The following is a 17734-nucleotide window of genomic DNA, read 5'->3' as shown; positions in this document are numbered from 1 at the left end:
CGTTGAACATCAGCGTCTCCTGCCGCTTGGCGAAGAGACCAGAGCCAATCACCCGCTCGGAGGCCTGGGACCAGCGCGGATGATCCACCTGAGGGTTCACATTACTATAGAAGCCGTATTCGCGGGCGTTGGCCTTGTTCCAGCTTGTCGGCGGCTCATCGGCGGTCAGGGTGATCCGCACGATCGACTTGATCGACTTGAAGCCGTATTTCCACGGCACCACCAGGCGCATAGGCGCACCGTTCTGGTTGGGAATGTCCTTGCCGTAAATTCCCGTCGCCATCATGGTCAGCGGGTGCATCGCCTCATCGAGCCGCAGCCCCTCCACATAGGGCCAGTCGAGCACAGGGTAGGCGAGCCCGGGCATCTCGTCGGGGCGGTTCGCCGTTTGGAAGGCAACATATTTCGCGCCCGACTGCACACCGGCCATATCAAGCAGATCGGCAAGCTCAAACCCGTTCCACGGCACGACCATCGACCACGCCTCGACACAGCGGAAGCGATAGATGCGTTCTTCAATCGTCATCTTCGACAGAATATCGTCCAGATCATAATCGCCCGGCTTGTCCACCAGCCCGTCGATCTTCACAGTCCAGGGCTTTGTCGTAAGCGTATGCGCGTTGCGCGCCGGATCATCCTTGCCCGTGCCGAACTCATAATAGTTGTTATAGCTGGTGATCGCCTCCCAGCTTGTCGGCTCCAAAGCGTCTGCTTTGACAGGCAAGCCGAATGTGGCAAGGCCAAGACCGGCTCCTGCCCCCGCAATCAGTTGTCGCCGGTTCAGCCAAAGGCCCTCATCGGTCACGTCGCGTTCTTTCAGGTCATTCGTCCAGCGATAGGCCATGAGGCGGCTCCTTCTGTCTTAACTCCAGGCAGATCTAGACTGCGGCGGTGCCGTAGACAAAACAACTCGCCTCACGATCTCTTTGGCGTGTTGTAACAATCCTTCACAGTCCCAGAACCCCTGCCAGTTCGCCCATGTCACGCACCACAGCATCGCAATATGGAGAGAGTTCAGTCTGCTGGCCAACCCTGGCAAAGCCAATGACCCTCATCCCCGCGGCCCGCCCTGCCCGGGCACCCGAGGCACTGTCTTCCACAACCACGCACTCGGCCGGGGCAACCCCCAGCCGTGCCGCCGCATGCAGGTACACATCGGGCGCCGGTTTGGGACGCGCCACGTCATGCGCCGAGTAGATATGCGGTGCGAACCTGTCCCATAGCCGCGACCGGCTCAGGGTGATCTCCATTTTGGCCATTGGCCCGTTCGAGGCGACCGCCAGCCGGACACCCGCCGCGATCAGGCTCTCCACAAGCGGCCCGGCTCCGGGGATGGGCTCAACCCGCTCTGCCAGCACTGCAAACATCTTCTTGTAGAAGCGCGCCACCCAATCCTCGGGCAGCGCGGCACCGAGGGCTCTGGCCTGATCCGCGTCACCCGCGATCGTGCCGCCAACGAAAATCTCCGTCACCTCGTTGAGCGACAAGTCCAGGCCATATGTTGCAAGGTCATCGCGCAAAAGAGGGAGAACGAGCGTCTCGCTGTCCACCAGCACCCCATCGCAATCGAACAGAACAGCCCCCGGCAGATCACCCATGCGGATGCAACGCCGGGTTATAGCTGGGTCTGATCTTGTTCATCGGGATCGAGCTGCCATCCGCCTGCACGATCCGCACGTGCCGGCGCCGCATCAGCCGGGGCTCCGCCACGCCCACCGAATGGGCGATGGTCTCGACCTCCTTGATCACCGATTTGGCGTAATGGGCCACCTTTTCATACTTGTCTTCGACGACGAGCCCGGCCTGCAAATGCGGGTCATGTGTGGTGACCCCAGTGGGGCAGGTATTCTTGTTACATTTCAGCGCCTGGATACAGCCCAGGGCAAACATGAAGCCACGTGCCGAGGTGACAAAATCAGCACCCGCGCAGATCGCCCATGCAACATCGCCTGGATTCACCAGTTTCCCGGCGGCAATGATGCGGATACGCTCCTTCAACCCGTGCCGGTCGCGCATATCCACCATCCGGGGCAAAGCGTCGCGAATGGGCAGGCCAACGAGATCCATCAACGGCATCGGGGCCGCACCTGTGCCGCCTTCGCCACCATCGATTGTGATGAAATCCGGTGCACAGTCCTCGCCCCGCTCTGCGATCAACTCGAAAAACGGGGCCCAGGCATCGGCGGACCCGATCACCGTCTTGAACCCTACCGGCTTTCCGGTGACCTCGCGGATGTGGTTGACCAGATCGAGCAGTTCTCCGAAGTCGTTCACCTCCCTGTGGCGGTTGGGCGAAATACTGTCCTCGCCTTCCCGGATGCCTCGGATGTGCGCAATCTCCGGCGTGATCTTGGCACCGGGCAGGATCCCGCCCTTCCCGGGCTTCGCCCCTTGCGCAAGCTTCAGCTCGAACATCCTGACCACCGGGCTAGCCGCGACCTCACGCAACTTCTCATAGCTCAGGTTTCCATGTTCGTCGCGCACGCCGTATTTCGCTGTGCCGATCTGAAAAACCACATCGCATGCGCCAAGCTCGTGATAGGGCGACAGGCCCCCTTCCCCTGTATTGAGCCAGATGCCCGCCTTCGCCGCGCCCCGGCTCAGCGCTTCGACCGCAGGCTTGGAAATGGCCCCGTAGCTCATACCCGAAATATTGAAGATCGATTTGGCCATATAGGGAATAGCTGCCGTCGGCCCGATCTGCATCGGCTCGGTCACGGCGAACTGATCATCGAGCGGCGGAAAGGCGGCAGGTACAAAGATCGGCGTACCCGGCACGTTGAGGCTACGGGTCGAGCCGAAGGCGATCGTGTTACCCGACCCCTTTGAGGCATGGGCCACCCAATCCCGCTGCGCCCGGTTGAACGGCATTTCCTCGCGGTCCATGGCAAAGAAATACTGGCGGAAGAATTCGCCCAGCGACGTGAAGAGATGCCGGAACCGTCCGATCACCGGATAGTTTCGGCGGATCGCATCGCCGGTTTGCGTGCGGTCGAGGATGTAAAAGAGCAGCACCGTCAAGACGGCCACCCCCAGCAAAAATACAAACAGGAGGGCGAGCACCTGAAGCACCTGCATTGCATATCCCATTTCGCATTCCTCCAAAGCGCTGGATCTTCCGTTTACTATTCCCCGACGCGTCCTGCGCCACAACATTGAATTCAGGTTCGGCGCAGGCTGATGTTCAGAGCGAAACCATCACATTGATGTGATTGGAAAACGCTGAAGTCGCTGGCTTAGCGCGCGCCTTTTCCTGGTCAACTGGGATCGGCGGGAATCCCCGCTGATCCGGGGCCGCTCAGTCCCCGTAAGCCCTGTCATTGCCAGACCGGCATTGAACAGAAAGCATCAAAAGGAGACTGAATATGCTTCGCAGAACTTACCTTGCCCTCACCGCCGCCGCGCTGATCTCGGGCCCGGCTTTCGCTGGCAGCAACTCCAAGGATATCGTGGACACGGCTGTAAGCGCAGGAAGCTTCGGCACGCTGGTCGCCGCGGTCCAGGCTGCAGGGCTTGTCGATACGCTCAAGGGGGATGGCCCGTTCACCGTGTTTGCCCCCACGGACGAGGCCTTTGCAGCATTGCCCGAAGGCACGGTGGAATCGCTGCTTCTGCCCGAGAACAAGGACAAGCTGACGGCCATCCTGACTTATCACGTGGTGCCGGGCAAAGTGATGTCGAGCGATCTGAGCAACGGCATGACGGCAGCCACCGTGCAGGGTGGCGAAGTGAAGATCATGACTGATGGCGGCGTGACCGTGGACGGGGCCAATGTGGTCTCGGCGGACGTGAAAGCCTCCAACGGTGTGATCCACGTGATCGACTCGGTGATCATGCCCAAGTGATCGTCGACCTACATTGGGAAACGGCCTCCGACGGGGGCCGTTTTCTGATTCAGAAAACGTCCGAGAAAATGACCATTTTCTCGCACAGAATTTCTCAAATTCTGATTGGCGCTAACGTTTGTGGATCACTGCCACCTGATCCCGGCGGTGCTTCTGATAGCGCACCGGCTCTACGATGCAGGCCGAAATCTCGGGGATCAGCGCGTTGAACTCCTCGGCCACTGCCGGGTCCGAATGACTGAAGCGCCGGTCATTCTGAAAGCTGCGGAAAAGGGCCGCTGTCTTGGTGATCCCGGGTTTCTCATAGGGTTTTGGCTGCCAGCGCAAATCCTCGATGATATAGAGACCGCCCGAAACCAGCTTCGGGAAAAGCTCCAGAAACGCGTTCTGCTGATGGTGGCTGGCATGGCTCGCATCATCGATGATGATGTCAGGTGCGGGCATCTCCCCGGCCACCTTGGCAATCTCCTCTCGCACGTCCATGTCGCAGCGGTGAAACGTGAAACGGTCATGTTCGAACCAGGAAAAGTCCGAAACATCGAGCCCGTGAATCTCCGCCTTCGGGAAATACTCCAGCCACATGCGAATCGACGGGCAATCATTGGTTTCACGATCCTTGTCGACACCATGTTCCGGGCCACCGATAAGCAGGCCCATTTCCAGAAAGGTGATCTTGCGCTGCCGGTAGGGGTGAAACAGCATGTGATAAAGCTCGGTATAGCGATGCTTGGTCGAACCCTTGTCCGAGCCATAGCGATCGGCGAGGTCGGTCAGATTCTCCGCCTTGGTCTTCATCATGTTCATCCTTGCTCGGCCTCCTTTTCAACCTCGGCTGTCTTCACCGGAATGGGCGCGGCGTGCGGGTCGATCCCGTGCTTCTTCAACAGGTGGTCCACAAACCCGCCCTCATCCGGCAACCCGCCTGGACGGCTCGCCAGAAACTGCCGGATACGGCGGCCATAAAGATGAACCGAGAGGGTCTTGTCGGACAGCCAGTTCTCGGCCATGGCCCGCTTTCGTCCATTGACCATATGCCGGCGGTTCTGGAACGGGATCGGATAGAGCACCTCGCGCGGGAAGGCATATTTGTCTTCACCGGTCCGCTGCACCCAGGCTGTCACCGCGTGTGGCCCCCAGACCCCCCAAGGCAGATCGCTGACATGGGTTGGATGGCCCGCATCGATATTGGCCTGAAGTTTCGCCTTGGCCCCATCGCTGTACCAGAACGGGATGCCGTATTCGTCGCCAGACATTTCCAGAAGGCCTGCCAGTGCCTCACTGTCCTGCGGAAAGCCCAGCACACCGCCATTGATGTGGTGCTCGCTTTCCCAGCCATAGAAATGACCGGTCTCGGTGTTGAAGGGGCGCATGCAATAGGCATCGGTATCCGCCCAGATCGTGCGATCGAGCTTGGAGAGCATGTGATAGCGGAACACATCCGAAAACAGCGCCATCGACCCGGTGCGTCCATGACTGATGAACTCGTCCCGGTCCAGAATTTCGCGACCGTGCACCTTGGCCGCGCCTTCGGGGACACGCTCCACCTCGCCATAGTGATAGAGCGTGACGTCATGGCCCGCATCCAGAAAGCTCTGAACACAAAGTTGTTCGACATAGCTCAGCGGGCCTTCGACCCAGAGCATGGCGATATGATAGGGGGTACTCATTTAACCTGTCCCGATACCGGCCGCTCGTCGCGGCGCTGCTGCCTCATACCGCGCCTTCTGGCGCTTGTTATGGGGTGATTCTAGCTGGTTCACGGGGCCTTAGCAATCATGCGAATCGGTTCAGAATCAGATCGAGCTCATGGGCCACACTGGCCGGTGAGGTCACATCGCGCACATAACGCATCCGCTCGGTCGCGCGGTCCCAGTCCTTCGTTCCGTAGATCGTTTTCGCGAGGGCCAGAACACGCAGGACCTCCGCCTCGCTCGTTTCACCCACAAGAAAAGGATAATCCTCTCCCAGATAGTTCAGCACATCGTCCGAGGAGCGCGACGCGATCACATTCGCCCCGATTGCCGCGGCGACAAAACCCTTGGTGAACGGTTTTGTCGTTTGCAGGTTTCGCCTTGAGGATTGTTCGTCCGGGCGCACGGCATAATGCAGGTTGAACCCGCGCAGCGCCTCGAATGCCTGGCCGATCTCCTTGTCGGACGGGTAACGCAGAACCTCCACCAGTGGCGCCGCCGCATCCGGCAATGCGGTGTTTTTCGGATTGCCCAGATAGACCGTGTGCAGCTCTTCCTTCGGATTGAGCTGCATCCCCTCCAGCCGTGGATCGGCATGATGAGTAAGGTGCGCCGCAATCGCATCCGGGACTTCGCTGCCTTTCTCGCTCAGAAGGCGACGCAGGATCTTCATCCCCGCAATCGAGGGCGAGATATGCACATCGACATAGGGCGAGTATTTCAGCTCCATATTGGTGTCGACGTAATCGACACAGATCGCGCGGGCATGGCGCCGCAATTCGGCCAATCCATCGCCGCCAAACAGCTTGGGCGTGCCCTTGAGCATGATCACGATGGCATCGTCGAGACCCGCGCACGTATCGCGCAGCATGCCGGGGTTGCGCACCGGGCGTTGCGACTGAACACTGAACTCATACCGGTCGCCCAGGAAACGCTCCGCAATATCGCGCAGTTGGTCACAGCGCATGATCTTGGATCCGGCGCTCACCAAACCTTGCCGATGCAGGAAAATCACGCGCTGCTTCTTCATGTTTCCGGCTCCAGAAAGGTCAGGTCGAAGCGGCGCTTGATCTCGGCAACATCGCGGTCATACATCCGGGTCAGATGCGCGCGCTCGGTCTCGGTCCAGGGATCATAGCCCGGAAATTCCGGCCCACGCGGATAGGCCTCCTGTATCTCTACGCGCTTCTCTAACGCCGCCGCGCTTCCGATCCGCTCCATCTCGGCAAGCAGTTCACGCACCGCTCGGTGCGACGCGGTGGGCCGTCCACGCGAGCGTTTCGGCATGACAAGACTCTCGGGGTCGATATCCGGTCCGCACAGGTTACCCACGATCCGTGTGCTCAACGCGCGAAAATCCTCATGCCGCCAGAGGATCAGCTTGGCGTCGCCAAATGCTTCCTGCACCACGGCGATGAAATCGGTCCAGCTTGGCATCCGCGAAAGCACCGCACGCTTCATCTCGTTCTCGCCCATCACGCCGTCACCCTTGGCCGAGCGCAGATATTCGACATACGCGGATGCAAAGAAATCCGCATAGTTGCGAATGGCCAGATGCACCTCGCGCGTGGGGTAATAGATGTTCTGCGCAAAGATCGGGATCAGCACCTTGCGACGTGAATAAAGCTTGCCCGCCTGGACACATTGGCCGCAATGGCCGGGCATGTTTTCATCCGAGAGAATGATGCGCCCGCCCGGTTTGGCCTTCACTTTCTTGAAGAAGTTTTTCGAGACTTTCTTCAGATCGTCATCCGAGTATTTGCGGCGGTATTCCATCCCCAGCTTTTCATACCCGTTAAGCTGCGCCGGATAGGTGTATTCCTTTCGCGTGTCGCGGTGGTGAATGTAATAGACACCGCTCTTTTTCAGCTTGCCCGCATTGCGCTGAAGGATCGACTGCACATAAGACGTCGCCGTTTTGTGCACTCCGCCATGAACAATCACGTAAGGGTCGGGTTTGGCCATGCCGGATCAGCTTTCTTCCAGCTCCGGCGCCTTGTTGATCTCGGTGATCTGATCACGGAAGGCGGGCCAGCCCTCGCGCCCAAGCAGGTCCTTGATCTTGCCCCGATGCCAGTCACAGGCCTCGCGGTGCAATTGCGACAGTACCGGGTCTTCGAGCAGTTTCGCCATTTCCCGGCGCAACTCTGGCAGGCGGGCATGGATCGATGTGTCTCGCGTCGAGTTGAAGTTCATCGTTGACCAATAGCTGACGCCCTGATCGTCATTCACATGGTTGGTCCGACCCCGGTCGCGCTTGACCAGGAAACTTTCGACCGAGCGAACAGCATAGTGATGCAGCCGCGCAAAATCATGCGTAAAGGCGCCGTGGCTCTTCCAGCCGCCATCGAGATAGGCGCTTGGCATCGGGCGCCCGCCCGCATCGACCCATTTCACATCGCCCTGATCAAGATGAAAGGCCGGGCGATGGATCCGCAGTTTGAAGAACCGCTCATTATTGCGCACCAGCGTCTTCATGCCACGCGCGCGATAATTGGGATACTCATCTTCGCCAAGGCAGCAATCAAACCGTTCGGTAATCAGATCTTCGGTGTATTCGACATGACCCGAATTGCCGAAAAGCTTCCAACAGACCGAAATCGCATCGGCATCGCCCACAGCGGCAAAAAGATCATCGAGCCGCCCCTTGCCGACGCGGATATTCAGGAATTCGTCACAATCCGCGCAGATCAGCCAGTCGGCATTCTGATAGAGCGGCTCTTTTTGTGCGTTCTTGAGCGCCGTGCGCTGTGGGCTGCCGCCTTTGCGGAACTTGTTGTCGCGATGCTGTGCAAGGCCGATATCCTGCAACCGCTCCGCGATCTTGTCGGTCCCGTCATCGCAGTCATTGGTGTAAATCAGGAAATCGGTAAAGCCGATGGCCCGGTTGAAGGCCACCCATTCGAGCATGAACGGGCCTTCGTTCTTCATCGTGGTCACGATCAGACGGCTGCCCATGTCCTCGCGCTTGATCATGGCGGGTGCCTTTGCCCCGCCGCCTGCGGGCGCGACGATGCGTGTGTCATGCGCAGGCGCCTCAGGCGGATTGAGCGAGAGTTTTGGCGCGGGCTTCTCAGGCTTTTCAGAGACGGAGGGCACGTCTTCGAGGCCGGGCTCATCGGTATCCGATGTCACCTCATCAGACGGGGCGCCGCGCACCAGTTCGCCTGACTTGATTTTCTTGCGCAAACGCGTACGAAACTGCTGGCTGAACCGCTCGGCCATCTCATCGCGGCCTTTCTCCGAGAAATAAGCCGCGACCGAACCGCGATACCAAGGTAAATTCCGGCGCTTGCGGTAGAGTCGATAGAAGACGGAGTCGGTCAGTTCATCAAAGATGCAATGCTGCATCACTGGTTTCAGCGCCTCGATCTTTCGCAGAAACACGGCCGTCTTATGCGCCGAGAACCAGCAATTGAATATGTGGACGTTATCCCCCGAGAAGCGGTCGATATGGTTCTGGTCCAGGTCATGATACGGATCATAGAAAATATTGACCCGGCCGAGCCCGCCCGTCAGCGCAGCGGCGTCGGATAGCGGCAAGGTCCAATCCTGGCGGCGGCCATTTTCATAGCGCGTCTCCCAAGGAACCAAATCCGGATCCAGAGTGCTCTGCGGGTTGATCGCGATCACATGCGCGCCCGGCACCAGCGAGCCAAAGGCAATGGCCGCGTAGCCGCCCATCGACACCCCGGCAAAGACCACCCTGTCATAATTCTCAAAAAACCCTTCGGACACCAGCCGGTTGAACCGCGCAATCAGATCCGCGTCGCGATACCAGTCGCTGACATGTGCCATGATACCCAGATGCGACAGGCCATTGTCCTGCGCAAATTTGAACGCCCAGGGCTCGCGCTCCAGCGAGGTATCGCCGACGTTCGAGAGATTATCAAAAGTGATCAGTAACCGTGTCGAGGGCCGTTTGATGAACAGCAATGAATGACGCAGGTTCTTTTCGACGAAGCCGAGCCCCTCGCCGCCCGGACGCAACTCATGAAGCCAGCGCGGGATCGCCTGGCCGTCTACGGGGGGATTACCCTGCTCTGCCATTGCTCAAACTTTTTCTTTTGTCGCAAAACCCTTACCGGACATTGCCTCTGCCTCGTGTATTTTCGGTCAATATACGCGAGGGATAAAGATTTGCGCAACAGCTGCGTCAAAAACGGCCAATTGTCTCTAATTTGTAAACAATCATGCAACGGGTGAAGCCAGAGGAACCAGGGCGCACCCTTCACTGGCTAGGTGGCGTTCTGAAAAAGATGTAGGGTGCGTGATCTCACGCACCCCACCTTTGTTTATGGGCCCTTTAGTGGACGACCGCATCCTGCGGCGGCTGTTGGTTGGTCGACCCAACCCGGTCTCCGATGATCAGGCCATCGGCACCGGCACTCACGGTCACGGTACTTCCGTCAAGGATGTCACCGGCCAGCAAAGCCTCCGCCAGCGGATCCTGAAGCGCCTTCTGGATCACCCGCTTCAACGGCCGCGCACCATAAACCGGATCATAGCCCTCGTCGGCAAGCCATTTGCGGGCTGCGTCATCCAGATCCAGCGTGATCTTGCGGCTTGCGAGCCGCTTGAGCAGCCGGGCCATCTGGATATCGACGATTCCGTCCATATTGCCACGCGTCAGCCGATCGAAGACGACAATCTCGTCGAGCCGGTTCAGGAACTCCGGCCGGAAGTGAGCCCGGACCGCATCCATCACATCGCGCTTGGCCTCTGCCGCATCCGACCCCTCCGGCAACTGGCTCAGCGCCTGGCTGCCAAGGTTCGACGTCAGAATGATCAGCGTCTGCTTGAAGTCCACGGTACGGCCCTGGCCATCGGTCAGCACGCCGTCATCGAGCACCTGCAAAAGAACGTTGAACACCTCCGGATGCGCCTTTTCGACCTCATCGAACAGGATCACCTGATAGGGCCGCCGACGCACGGCTTCGGTCAGCACGCCGCCTTCATCATAGCCGACATAGCCCGGAGGCGCACCGATCAGACGCGCGACCGAGTGCTTCTCCATGAACTCCGACATATCGATACGCACCATGGCGCTGTCATCGTCAAAGAGAAACTCGGCCACAGCCTTGGTCAGTTCGGTCTTGCCGACGCCGGTTGGACCAAGGAAGAGGAACGACCCAAGCGGGCGGTTCTCATCATTGAGCCCGGCCCGTGCGCGGCGCACGGCATTGGCCACGGCCTTCACGGCTGCATCCTGACCGATCACCCGGCGGTGCAGGTTCTCTTCCATACCGAGAAGCTTCTCGCGTTCGCCTTCCAGCATCTTCGCAGTCGGAATACCCGTCCAGCGCTCGACCACCTGCGCGATCTGCTCGGGGCGCACGGCCTCTTCGACCATCACGCCGTTTTCCTCGGCCTGTTCAGCATCGGCAAGCTGCTTTTCCAGACCCGGAATAACGCCATAGGACAGCTCCCCGGCCTTGGCCAGATCGCCTGCCCGCTTCGCGTTTTCCAGCTCGATCCGTGCACGGTCCAGCTGTTCCTTGAGGTCGCGGGCAGAGGCCAGCTTGTCACGCTCTGACTGCCATTGCGCCGTCATCTCGCTGGATTTCTCCTGCAAGTCCGAAAGCTCCTTTTCCAGCTTTTCCAGCCGGTCCTTGGAGGCAGCATCGTCCTCTTTCTTCAGCGCTTCGGCCTCGATCTGCTTTTGCAGGATCTCACGATCCAGCGCATCAAGCTCCTCGGGCTTGCTGTCCACTTCCATGCGCAGACGGCTGGCGGCTTCGTCCATCAGGTCGATCGCCTTGTCCGGCAGGAACCGGTCGGTGATGTAGCGGTGGCTGAGCGTCGCCGCCGTCACCAGCGCGCTGTCAGAGATGCGCACGCCATGGTGCAACTCGTATTTCTCCTTGATCCCGCGCAGGATGCTGATCGTGTCCTCGACCGTCGGCTCTTCGATCACAAGCGGCTGGAACCGGCGGGCGAGCGCCGCGTCCTTTTCCACATGCTTGCGATACTCATCCAGTGTAGTTGCACCGATACAATGCAGCTCCCCGCGTGCCAGTGCCGGTTTGATCAGGTTTGCGGCATCCATCGCGCCATCGCTTTTACCTGCCCCCACCAGGGTGTGCATTTCGTCGATGAAAAGGATGATCTCACCCGCCGCGGCGGTCACTTCGTTCAGCACGGCTTTCAGCCGCTCTTCGAACTCACCACGATACTTCGCCCCGGCGATAAGTGCGCCCATGTCGAGCGACAAAAGCCGCTTGTTCTGCAGGCTCTCCGGCACATCGCCATTGACGATGCGCAGCGCGAGCCCTTCGGCAATCGCGGTTTTACCCACGCCAGGCTCACCAATCAGAACGGGGTTGTTCTTGGTCCGGCGCGACAGCACCTGCATGGCGCGGCGAATTTCATCGTCACGGCCAATGATCGGGTCGATCTTGCCTTCCCGCGCGGCCTTGGTCAGGTCCAGCGCATATTTCTCCAGCGCTTCATAAGTGTCTTCGGCACTGGCCGTGTCGGCCGTGCGACCCTTCCGAATGTCGTTGATCGCGGCGTTGAGCGCCTGAGCGTTCACCCCGCCCTGATCCAGCGCGTCTTTGGCCGGGCTTTTGACCATCGCCAGCGCGGTCAAAATCCGCTCCACGGGAACAAAGCTGTCCCCGGCCTTCTTGGCCATCTCTTCGGCCTCGCCCAGCACCTTGCCGGTTTGGCTGTCCATATAGACCTGGCCCGCATCGCCCGAGACTTTCGGAATCTTGCCCATGGCCAGCTCAAGTGCCTGTACCACGCGTGCCGGGTCACCGCCCGCGCGTTTGATCAGGTTGCTCGCAAGCCCCTGATCATCGTCCATCAATGCTTTCAGAATGTGTTCGGGGGCCAGTTTCTGGTGGCTTTCCCGCATGGCGATCGTCTGGGCAGCCTGAATAAAGCCGCGCGACCGCTCCGTGAACTTGTTCAAGTCCATCGCCGTCTCCTTTTATAAGCGTTACCCCGTCGATGCACCCTCATATAGGCATGCCCCGGTCGGGAACCTTGCACCCAAGGTGGGTAACGAAAACGTGAGTTTCAAGGGGGTTAAGCGCAAAAGAGACGTGCATTTGAGCGAATTTTCGCAGAGGGAAAACAATTTCGTGATTCCCCCTGTAAAACCCGAAGCTTATCCCCATTTATCCCCATAGTTATCCACAGGCACTTGGGAACGAGGCCGAGCAGAAGGATGAAGACCAATGAAGACGTATAAGCTCCAGCTGACCGATATTCACTACAACGCTGAATTCGAGTGTTTTGAGACGAAAGTGACCATCGAAGACGAGCGCGAGCTGTTTGTCTACCCGGTGCATATCAAGGCTCCGATCACCGCGGAATTTGCCGTGATTGCGCGTGGGCTGACCGAAAAGGCGCGGCGTCAGCACCGCGCGCCCAACAAGGGGATGCATCTGCGGATGCCGGTGATCACTCCGGAGAGCACCCTGGATCATCGCCCTCAGCACGCGGCCTGAGCAGCAGAGCCAAAGCACCCGGGCCAAAGCACCCGGGGCAGAGCAAACTTGCGTATATGCGGCGTTGTGGCTATGCAGCCTCAGCGCCGTTTTCACGAGAGAGCCCATGCCCGCAGATGACCGCCTGATCGTCGCCCTTGATGTGCCGAACGCTCTGGAGGGTCTGCAACTGGCGGAGCAGCTGGGGGATGCCGTTTCCTTCTACAAAATCGGCCTTGGCATGCTGACCGGAGGGGGACTGGCGCTCGCTAATGAACTCAAGCAGGGACATGGCAAGCGTATCTTTCTCGACATGAAGCTGTTTGACATCGGCATCACCGTGGAAAAGGCGGTGCAAGGGCTGGTGCAGTTCGATCTCGATTTCCTGACCGTGCACGGGGATCCCTATGTGGTGGAGGCGGCCAAGACCGGGGCTGCGGGGACAGGCACAAAGATCCTCGCTGTCAGCGTGCTCACTTCGCTGGATCGCGCCGATCTTGACGGGGCACTTATCAAACCGGGCGACGTGCAGGAGATTGTTCTTGAGCGTGTCTCGCGCGCGTTCGAGGCAGGGGCGGACGGGGTGATCGCCTCACCGCAAGAGGCCGCGCTCATCCGTGCCTTGCCAGAGGCGTCAGGCAAGTTGATCGTTACCCCCGGCGTTCGGCCTGCCGGGGCCGATCTGGGCGATCAGAAGCGCGTCGCCACTCCGGCCCAGGCCATTTCGGACGGGGTCGATCATATCGTGGTGGGCCGCCCGATCTGGGCACAGGCCGATCCGCGCGCCGCGGCGCTGGCCATTCTGGATGAGATGGCGGGACGCCCCTCGTAAACCCGCGCCTCACGTGGTGCGGATGTTCCTGAATTCCAGATAGTCGCGAACCCGCAGGCGGAAATGCGGCACCGCTTCCTGATTGGCGACATACGCCTCGGGTGGCATCAGCATCCAGCCCTGTCCTTCATCACCCAGGGCAATCTCTGCTTCGGCCTCAGACGGCAGATGTGCCGCAAAAAACCAGGCGGGCGTCGGATCGTCAGGATAAAACCGCTTCCACACGAGCTGTTCCCTCGTCAGGACCAGGCCCACCTCTTCACGCGTTTCCCGCAAAACGCATGCTTCGGGGCTTTCGCCTGCTTCCTTGCCACCTCCGGGCAAATCGAGATATCCCGGCCAGGGCAAGCCCGGTTTGTCATCTCGCCGAAGCACCAACAGCCGGTCGTCGATGAACAACGCCAGTTTGGCCCCTGCGAAGTCTCTGTTGTCGGGCGCGCCCATCGGTTAGTATCCCACCTGTCATCGGATCGCCTGATCCGCTTCACCCACTTGAATTGCCCAGATCGTGCGGACCACACCGCCTGCCATGCCAAGCCTATGCCGTGATTGCCTGACCCGGTTTGAAGACGCCCCTCGCTGTCCGTCTTGTCGCAGCCCGCGTGTGCTGATGCATGACGAGCTGTTCGAGTTGTCTATCGCCCATATGGATTGCGATGCGTTTTATGCAAGTGTCGAGAAACGCGATCACCCTGAATTGATGGACAAGCCCGTGATCATCGGCGGCGGGCGGCGCGGGGTTGTGTCGACCGCCTGTTACGTGGCGCGCATACGCGGCGTGCATTCAGCAATGCCCATGTTCAAAGCGCTCAAGCTGTGCCCGGACGCGGTAGTGATCAAGCCGCGCATGTCGGTCTATGCGGATGTTTCAAAGCAGATCCGCGCCATGATGGAGGAACTCACCCCAGATATCGAACCGCTCTCGCTTGATGAGGCCTTTCTGGATCTCACCGGAACCGCCCGCCTGCATGGGGCCCCGCCTGCGGTGATGCTGGCGCGTCTGGTCAAGCGCATGAAAGACGAACTGGGCCTGACCGGTTCCATAGGCCTGTCGCATAACAAGTTTCTGGCCAAGGTGGCCTCGGACCTGGAAAAGCCTCGTGGCTTTTCAGTGATTGGCAAGGCAGAGACGGCCGATTTCCTTCGCGACAAGCCGGTCGGACTGATCTGGGGTGTGGGGCAAGTGACACAAACGGCGCTGAAAACGGCGGGTATCCACACTTTCGCCGATCTCTTGCGCTGGGAAAGGGAGGACCTGACAGCGCGGTTCGGATCCATGGGCGAGCGGCTCTGGCATCTGGCACGAGGACAGGACCGGCGACGTGTCTCGGCGAATGTGCCGGTGAAATCCGTCTCGAAAGAGACGACCTTCTTCGAGGACACATCCGATCCGGACATCCTCGACGGGCATTTGTGGCGATTGTCAGAACAGGTCGCGGATCGTTGCAAAGCCAAGGGAATTGCCGGCCGCGTGGTCACGCTCAAGCTCAAACGTGCCGATTTTTCCCTGATATCCCGGCGGCTCGCGCTGCGGGATGCCACGCAGATGGCAGATACGGTCTATCGAACGTCGCGAGGGCTGTTCGATCAGGTCGAGGGGCGCGGCCCTTACCGGCTGATCGGTGTGGGCCTGAGCCATCTTGTCTCCGAAGGCGACGCGGACCGATCCGGCGATCTTCTGGACCCGGATGGTGCGCGGCGCAGTCGGGCGGAACGTGCAACGGATGAAATACGCCGCAAATTCGGGGCGGATGCCATTCGCAAAGGCCGGTCACTGCGCTGAGCGGCCGCTCATCCGGCATGACGGCCCGCGTCGCGGAGAGCGGTCGCTATTCTGCAGCCAATCTCTGTGTGGAGGTCCGTCCGATCGCGGCAATCTCGGCGATCACCTCACGCAACGCTGCCTTGAAGCTCTCGAAATTACCGTTCGGGCGGATGAGTTGCTCATTCATGTAGAGCGAACGGTCAATCTCGATCTGCAACGCATGGCGGCCCGCGTTGGGCCGCCCGTAATGCTGGGCAATATAGGCTCCGGCGAAGGGGGTGTTGCGGACGACATGCAGGCCCATCGCAACGAAGGCAGCCTCGATCCGGTCCACAATCTCGCCGCGCGCCGATGCGCCGAAGCGGTCGCCGATCACGACTTCTGGCCGCCGAACACCAGTGCCCGCGAAACTGTCCATCGCCTCATGCGGCATGGAATGGCAATCCACCAGGATCGCCTGACCAAACATCAGATGCGCCTGATCAAGCTGCCCGGCCAGCGCCCGATGATAAGGCCGCCAGAAATCATCAATCCGCCGCCGCGCCTCGTCCAGGCTGATTTTGCCGGAATAGATCGCCTGCCCATTGGCAACGACACGCGGAATGACACCCAGGCCCGATGTCACGCGGGGGTTATGCCCGGCTTGGGGCGCCCCCTCGATCAGGGCGGGATCCAGTTCGTCAACATTGCGGTTGAGGTCCACAAACGCCCGAGGCGCACCCGCCTTGATGAAAGGCGCCCCCATCTGTGGCGCGCAGTCAAACAGCCGGTCCACAAAGGCATCTTCCGAACTGCGAATGTTATGCGCGTTCAGCCGCGTCTTGCGCAGAAAAGACCACGGATAGTCCCGCCCGCTATGGGGCGAGGCAAAGACCACGGATGTGGTGCGGCGTTCCGGGTGCATCAGATGATATGCGATGTTCGGCATGATCTCTCCTGTTGCGCGTCATCATAGACTGAAAATGGCTTTCTAAAAGCCCTTGATCAGCCTGCCGACTCCTTTTATAGACCCCCAACGACCGGCGCGGTTTTCCGCGCCCCTATTTGTTAGGGGCAAAGGCTGCGGCGGAACTACGGGCGATTAGCTCAGCGGTAGAGCACTTCGTTGACATCGAAGGGGTCACAAGTTCGATCCTTGTATCGCCCACCATATTCACGCAACGGCCCGAGCGCCGCTGCACCCGAGAAACCCCGCGCCGCCATGCCCGCGCCGCGACAGATGAGGAGAAGAGCCATGAAGGTCCGTAATTCGCTTCGCTCGCTCAAGAACCGGCACCGTGATTGCCGTGTCGTGCGCCGCAAAGGCCGCGTCTACGTGATCAACAAGACCCAGCGCCGGTTCAAAGCCCGCCAGGGCTGAGAGATTTCGTCCAACGCCGGACGTAGAGGGCCCTGCCAATCGGCGGGGCTTTTTCTTTGGGTCACTCCGCCAGAAGCGCCCGCGCTGAGAATTGCGCAAGTTCCCCCCGCCAGATCTGGCGCACGTGGCAGATCAGCAATCCTTCGGCGTCACGCACCTGCTGCAACTGCTCGATCCCGGGCTGGTGGGGCATGGCACCCAGAAGGTCCGCCTCTTCCGGCTCCATCGCACGCATGCGGATCACGATATCGGCCATATGTCCCAGCGGGCTATAGCGCTGCTCTTGCGGAGGCGCGGCGCCGAGCGCTTCGCAATGGGCCAGGATCACGGTTTCGGTTTCCAGAAAGGTCGCGTGACCATCACGGCGAAAAAGGCGGCAGGTTTCCACCAGGGCTGTACCCGGCTCAACCTGCAACGCACGGGCGCGCTCTGGTGAGGCCGGAATCTGCCGGGTGCTGACCCTCTCGGCCTCCACTGCGATCCCGTCACGCGCTGCGCGCTCGGCGAAGCTTTCCATCGAGTTCACGTCATAATTCAGCCGCCTGGGAGAGACGAAACGTCCCTGCCTGTCCTTGCTATAGGCCAGCCCCTCGGCCTCGATGGCCTCCAGCGCCCGGCGCGCCGTCATGCGGCTGACATCATGATGCTCTGCCACAACCCGTTCCGAGGGCAGCGGCGCATGCTCCGGCAAGTTACCTTCATCGATCAGCCGCTTCAGATCTTCCACGATCTGGCGAAAGAGCGGTTCGGCGGCGACGCGTGTGGTCATCTTTTCGTCCTCTCACAGGAATGTCTTGCCAGA

At 60.0% G+C, this 17734-nt stretch carries 17 protein-coding genes and 1 tRNA gene (1 of these 18 running past the window's edge); 6 read left to right on the top strand and 12 right to left on the bottom strand.

The features are described from left to right. The 3 genes from msrP to EI983_RS01205 form a co-directional block, all read right to left on the bottom strand. On the bottom strand, nt 1-844 hold the 5' portion of the coding sequence (msrP, locus tag EI983_RS01215) for a protein-methionine-sulfoxide reductase catalytic subunit MsrP (protein ID WP_157705471.1). 59 nt of this gene lie to the left of the window's left edge; the window shows 844 of its 903 coding nt (coding positions 1-844); its start codon is at nt 842-844; its stop codon lies off the left edge, out of view. A 103-nt stretch (nt 845-947) separates the two neighbouring features. Continuing rightward, nucleotides 948-1598, bottom strand: coding sequence for an HAD family hydrolase (locus tag EI983_RS01210; RefSeq protein WP_157705470.1), 651 nt, complete (start codon nt 1596-1598; stop codon nt 948-950). After that, the gene (locus EI983_RS01205) at nt 1591-3090 is read right to left on the bottom strand and encodes an FMN-binding glutamate synthase family protein (protein WP_157705469.1); all 1500 of its coding nucleotides are present in this window, start codon (nt 3088-3090) and stop codon (nt 1591-1593) included. The genes EI983_RS01210 and EI983_RS01205 overlap by 8 nt, the downstream gene beginning before the upstream one ends. Before the next feature lie 275 nt (nt 3091-3365). On the opposite strand from EI983_RS01205, the gene EI983_RS01200 reads away from it, so the two are divergent. Beyond that, a complete protein-coding gene (locus tag EI983_RS01200) occupies nt 3366-3845 on the top strand; it encodes a fasciclin domain-containing protein (RefSeq protein ID WP_157705468.1) in 480 nt (159 codons plus the stop codon). A gap of 111 nt (nt 3846-3956) precedes the next feature. Here EI983_RS01200 and EI983_RS01195 read toward each other — a convergent pair whose 3' ends face one another. The 6 genes from EI983_RS01195 to clpB all read right to left on the bottom strand — a co-directional run bounded on the left by EI983_RS01195 (nt 3957) and on the right by clpB (nt 12461). Next, nucleotides 3957-4649 (bottom strand): class I SAM-dependent methyltransferase, encoded by a 693-nt coding sequence (locus EI983_RS01195; RefSeq protein WP_246162234.1) that lies wholly within the window; start codon nt 4647-4649, stop codon nt 3957-3959. Then, on the bottom strand, nt 4646-5512 hold the full coding sequence (locus EI983_RS01190) for a hypothetical protein (protein WP_246162233.1): 867 nt from the start codon (nt 5510-5512) through the stop codon (nt 4646-4648). The genes EI983_RS01195 and EI983_RS01190 overlap by 4 nt, the downstream gene beginning before the upstream one ends. 106 nt (nt 5513-5618) lie before the next feature. After that, entirely contained in the window at nt 5619-6566 is a 948-nt protein-coding gene (locus tag EI983_RS01185; protein WP_157705467.1) for a hypothetical protein, read from the bottom strand. Then, the gene (locus tag EI983_RS01180; RefSeq protein WP_157705466.1) at nt 6563-7501 is read right to left on the bottom strand and encodes a hypothetical protein; all 939 of its coding nucleotides are present in this window, start codon (nt 7499-7501) and stop codon (nt 6563-6565) included. Before EI983_RS01180 ends, EI983_RS01185 begins: the two co-directional genes overlap by 4 nt. 6 nt (nt 7502-7507) lie before the next feature. Beyond that, nucleotides 7508-9586 (bottom strand): glycosyltransferase family 2 protein, encoded by a 2079-nt coding sequence (locus tag EI983_RS01175; RefSeq protein WP_157705465.1) that lies wholly within the window; start codon nt 9584-9586, stop codon nt 7508-7510. Nucleotides 9587-9842: 256 nt separating this feature from the next. Further along, nucleotides 9843-12461: an ATP-dependent chaperone ClpB gene (gene clpB / locus EI983_RS01170; protein ID WP_157705464.1), complete on the bottom strand. Its 2619-nt coding sequence runs from the start codon at nt 12459-12461 to the stop codon at nt 9843-9845. A gap of 262 nt (nt 12462-12723) precedes the next feature. Here clpB and EI983_RS01165 point away from each other — a divergent pair, with 262 nt between their 5' ends. Both EI983_RS01165 and pyrF read left to right on the top strand, forming a co-directional pair. After that, nucleotides 12724-12996: a hypothetical protein gene (locus EI983_RS01165; protein WP_157705463.1), complete on the top strand. Its 273-nt coding sequence runs from the start codon at nt 12724-12726 to the stop codon at nt 12994-12996. 106 nt (nt 12997-13102) lie between these two features. Beyond that, nucleotides 13103-13807, top strand: coding sequence for an orotidine-5'-phosphate decarboxylase (gene pyrF, locus EI983_RS01160; protein ID WP_157705462.1), 705 nt, complete (start codon nt 13103-13105; stop codon nt 13805-13807). Between the two features lie 9 nt (nt 13808-13816). Here pyrF and EI983_RS01155 read toward each other — a convergent pair whose 3' ends face one another. Then, nucleotides 13817-14251, bottom strand: coding sequence for an NUDIX hydrolase (locus tag EI983_RS01155; RefSeq protein WP_157705461.1), 435 nt, complete (start codon nt 14249-14251; stop codon nt 13817-13819). An 85-nt stretch (nt 14252-14336) separates the two neighbouring features. Between EI983_RS01155 and EI983_RS01150 the strand changes: the two genes are divergently transcribed. Continuing rightward, a complete protein-coding gene (locus tag EI983_RS01150; protein ID WP_157705460.1) occupies nt 14337-15590 on the top strand; it encodes a DNA polymerase IV in 1254 nt (417 codons plus the stop codon). Nucleotides 15591-15636: 46 nt separating this feature from the next. Here the strand turns inward: EI983_RS01150 and EI983_RS01145 are convergent, their stop codons facing one another. Next, complete coding sequence (locus EI983_RS01145; RefSeq protein ID WP_157705459.1) at nt 15637-16500, bottom strand: N-formylglutamate amidohydrolase; 864 nt, start codon at nt 16498-16500, stop codon at nt 15637-15639. A 147-nt stretch (nt 16501-16647) separates the two neighbouring features. On the opposite strand from EI983_RS01145, the gene EI983_RS01140 reads away from it, so the two are divergent. Together EI983_RS01140 and ykgO are read left to right on the top strand one after the other, a co-directional pair. Further along, a tRNA-Val gene (locus EI983_RS01140) sits at nt 16648-16722 on the top strand. A gap of 84 nt (nt 16723-16806) precedes the next feature. Then, the gene (gene ykgO / locus EI983_RS01135) at nt 16807-16932 is read left to right on the top strand and encodes a type B 50S ribosomal protein L36 (RefSeq protein WP_005850168.1); all 126 of its coding nucleotides are present in this window, start codon (nt 16807-16809) and stop codon (nt 16930-16932) included. A gap of 61 nt (nt 16933-16993) precedes the next feature. Here ykgO and EI983_RS01130 read toward each other — a convergent pair whose 3' ends face one another. Further along, nucleotides 16994-17701 carry a GntR family transcriptional regulator gene (locus tag EI983_RS01130; protein ID WP_157705458.1) on the bottom strand — a complete coding sequence of 236 codons (708 nt, stop codon included), beginning with the start codon at nt 17699-17701 and terminating at the stop codon, nt 16994-16996. Nucleotides 17702-17734: the final 33 nt, after the last annotated feature.

Source organism: Roseovarius faecimaris (assembly GCF_009762325.1).
In the GTDB taxonomy this organism is placed as follows: Bacteria; Pseudomonadota; Alphaproteobacteria; order Rhodobacterales; family Rhodobacteraceae; genus Roseovarius; species Roseovarius faecimaris.
This window is presented reverse-complemented; position numbering and strand designations above follow the sequence as displayed.

Excerpts from the sequence above, each read along its gene's own strand:
- clpB (WP_157705464.1), bottom strand. The coding sequence starts at position 12,461 with ATGGACTTGAACAAGTTCACGGAGCGGTCGCGCGGCTTTATTCAGGCT.
- EI983_RS01195 (WP_246162234.1), bottom strand. The coding sequence starts at position 4,649 with ATGAACATGATGAAGACCAAGGCGGAGAATCTGACCGACCTCGCCGAT.
- EI983_RS01130 (WP_157705458.1), bottom strand. The coding sequence starts at position 17,701 with ATGACCACACGCGTCGCCGCCGAACCGCTCTTTCGCCAGATCGTGGAA.
- ykgO (WP_005850168.1), top strand. The coding sequence starts at position 16,807 with ATGAAGGTCCGTAATTCGCTTCGCTCGCTCAAGAACCGGCACCGTGAT.
- EI983_RS01205 (WP_157705469.1), bottom strand. The coding sequence starts at position 3,090 with ATGGGATATGCAATGCAGGTGCTTCAGGTGCTCGCCCTCCTGTTTGTA.
- EI983_RS01175 (WP_157705465.1), bottom strand. The coding sequence starts at position 9,586 with ATGGCAGAGCAGGGTAATCCCCCCGTAGACGGCCAGGCGATCCCGCGC.
- EI983_RS01180 (WP_157705466.1), bottom strand. The coding sequence starts at position 7,501 with ATGGCCAAACCCGACCCTTACGTGATTGTTCATGGCGGAGTGCACAAA.
- pyrF (WP_157705462.1), top strand. The coding sequence starts at position 13,103 with ATGCCCGCAGATGACCGCCTGATCGTCGCCCTTGATGTGCCGAACGCT.
- EI983_RS01150 (WP_157705460.1), top strand. The coding sequence starts at position 14,337 with ATGCCAAGCCTATGCCGTGATTGCCTGACCCGGTTTGAAGACGCCCCT.
- EI983_RS01210 (WP_157705470.1), bottom strand. The coding sequence starts at position 1,598 with ATGGGTGATCTGCCGGGGGCTGTTCTGTTCGATTGCGATGGGGTGCTG.
- EI983_RS01190 (WP_246162233.1), bottom strand. The coding sequence starts at position 5,512 with ATGAGTACCCCCTATCATATCGCCATGCTCTGGGTCGAAGGCCCGCTG.
- EI983_RS01200 (WP_157705468.1), top strand. The coding sequence starts at position 3,366 with ATGCTTCGCAGAACTTACCTTGCCCTCACCGCCGCCGCGCTGATCTCG.
- EI983_RS01155 (WP_157705461.1), bottom strand. The coding sequence starts at position 14,251 with ATGGGCGCGCCCGACAACAGAGACTTCGCAGGGGCCAAACTGGCGTTG.
- EI983_RS01165 (WP_157705463.1), top strand. The coding sequence starts at position 12,724 with ATGAAGACGTATAAGCTCCAGCTGACCGATATTCACTACAACGCTGAA.
- EI983_RS01145 (WP_157705459.1), bottom strand. The coding sequence starts at position 16,500 with ATGCCGAACATCGCATATCATCTGATGCACCCGGAACGCCGCACCACA.
- EI983_RS01185 (WP_157705467.1), bottom strand. The coding sequence starts at position 6,566 with ATGAAGAAGCAGCGCGTGATTTTCCTGCATCGGCAAGGTTTGGTGAGC.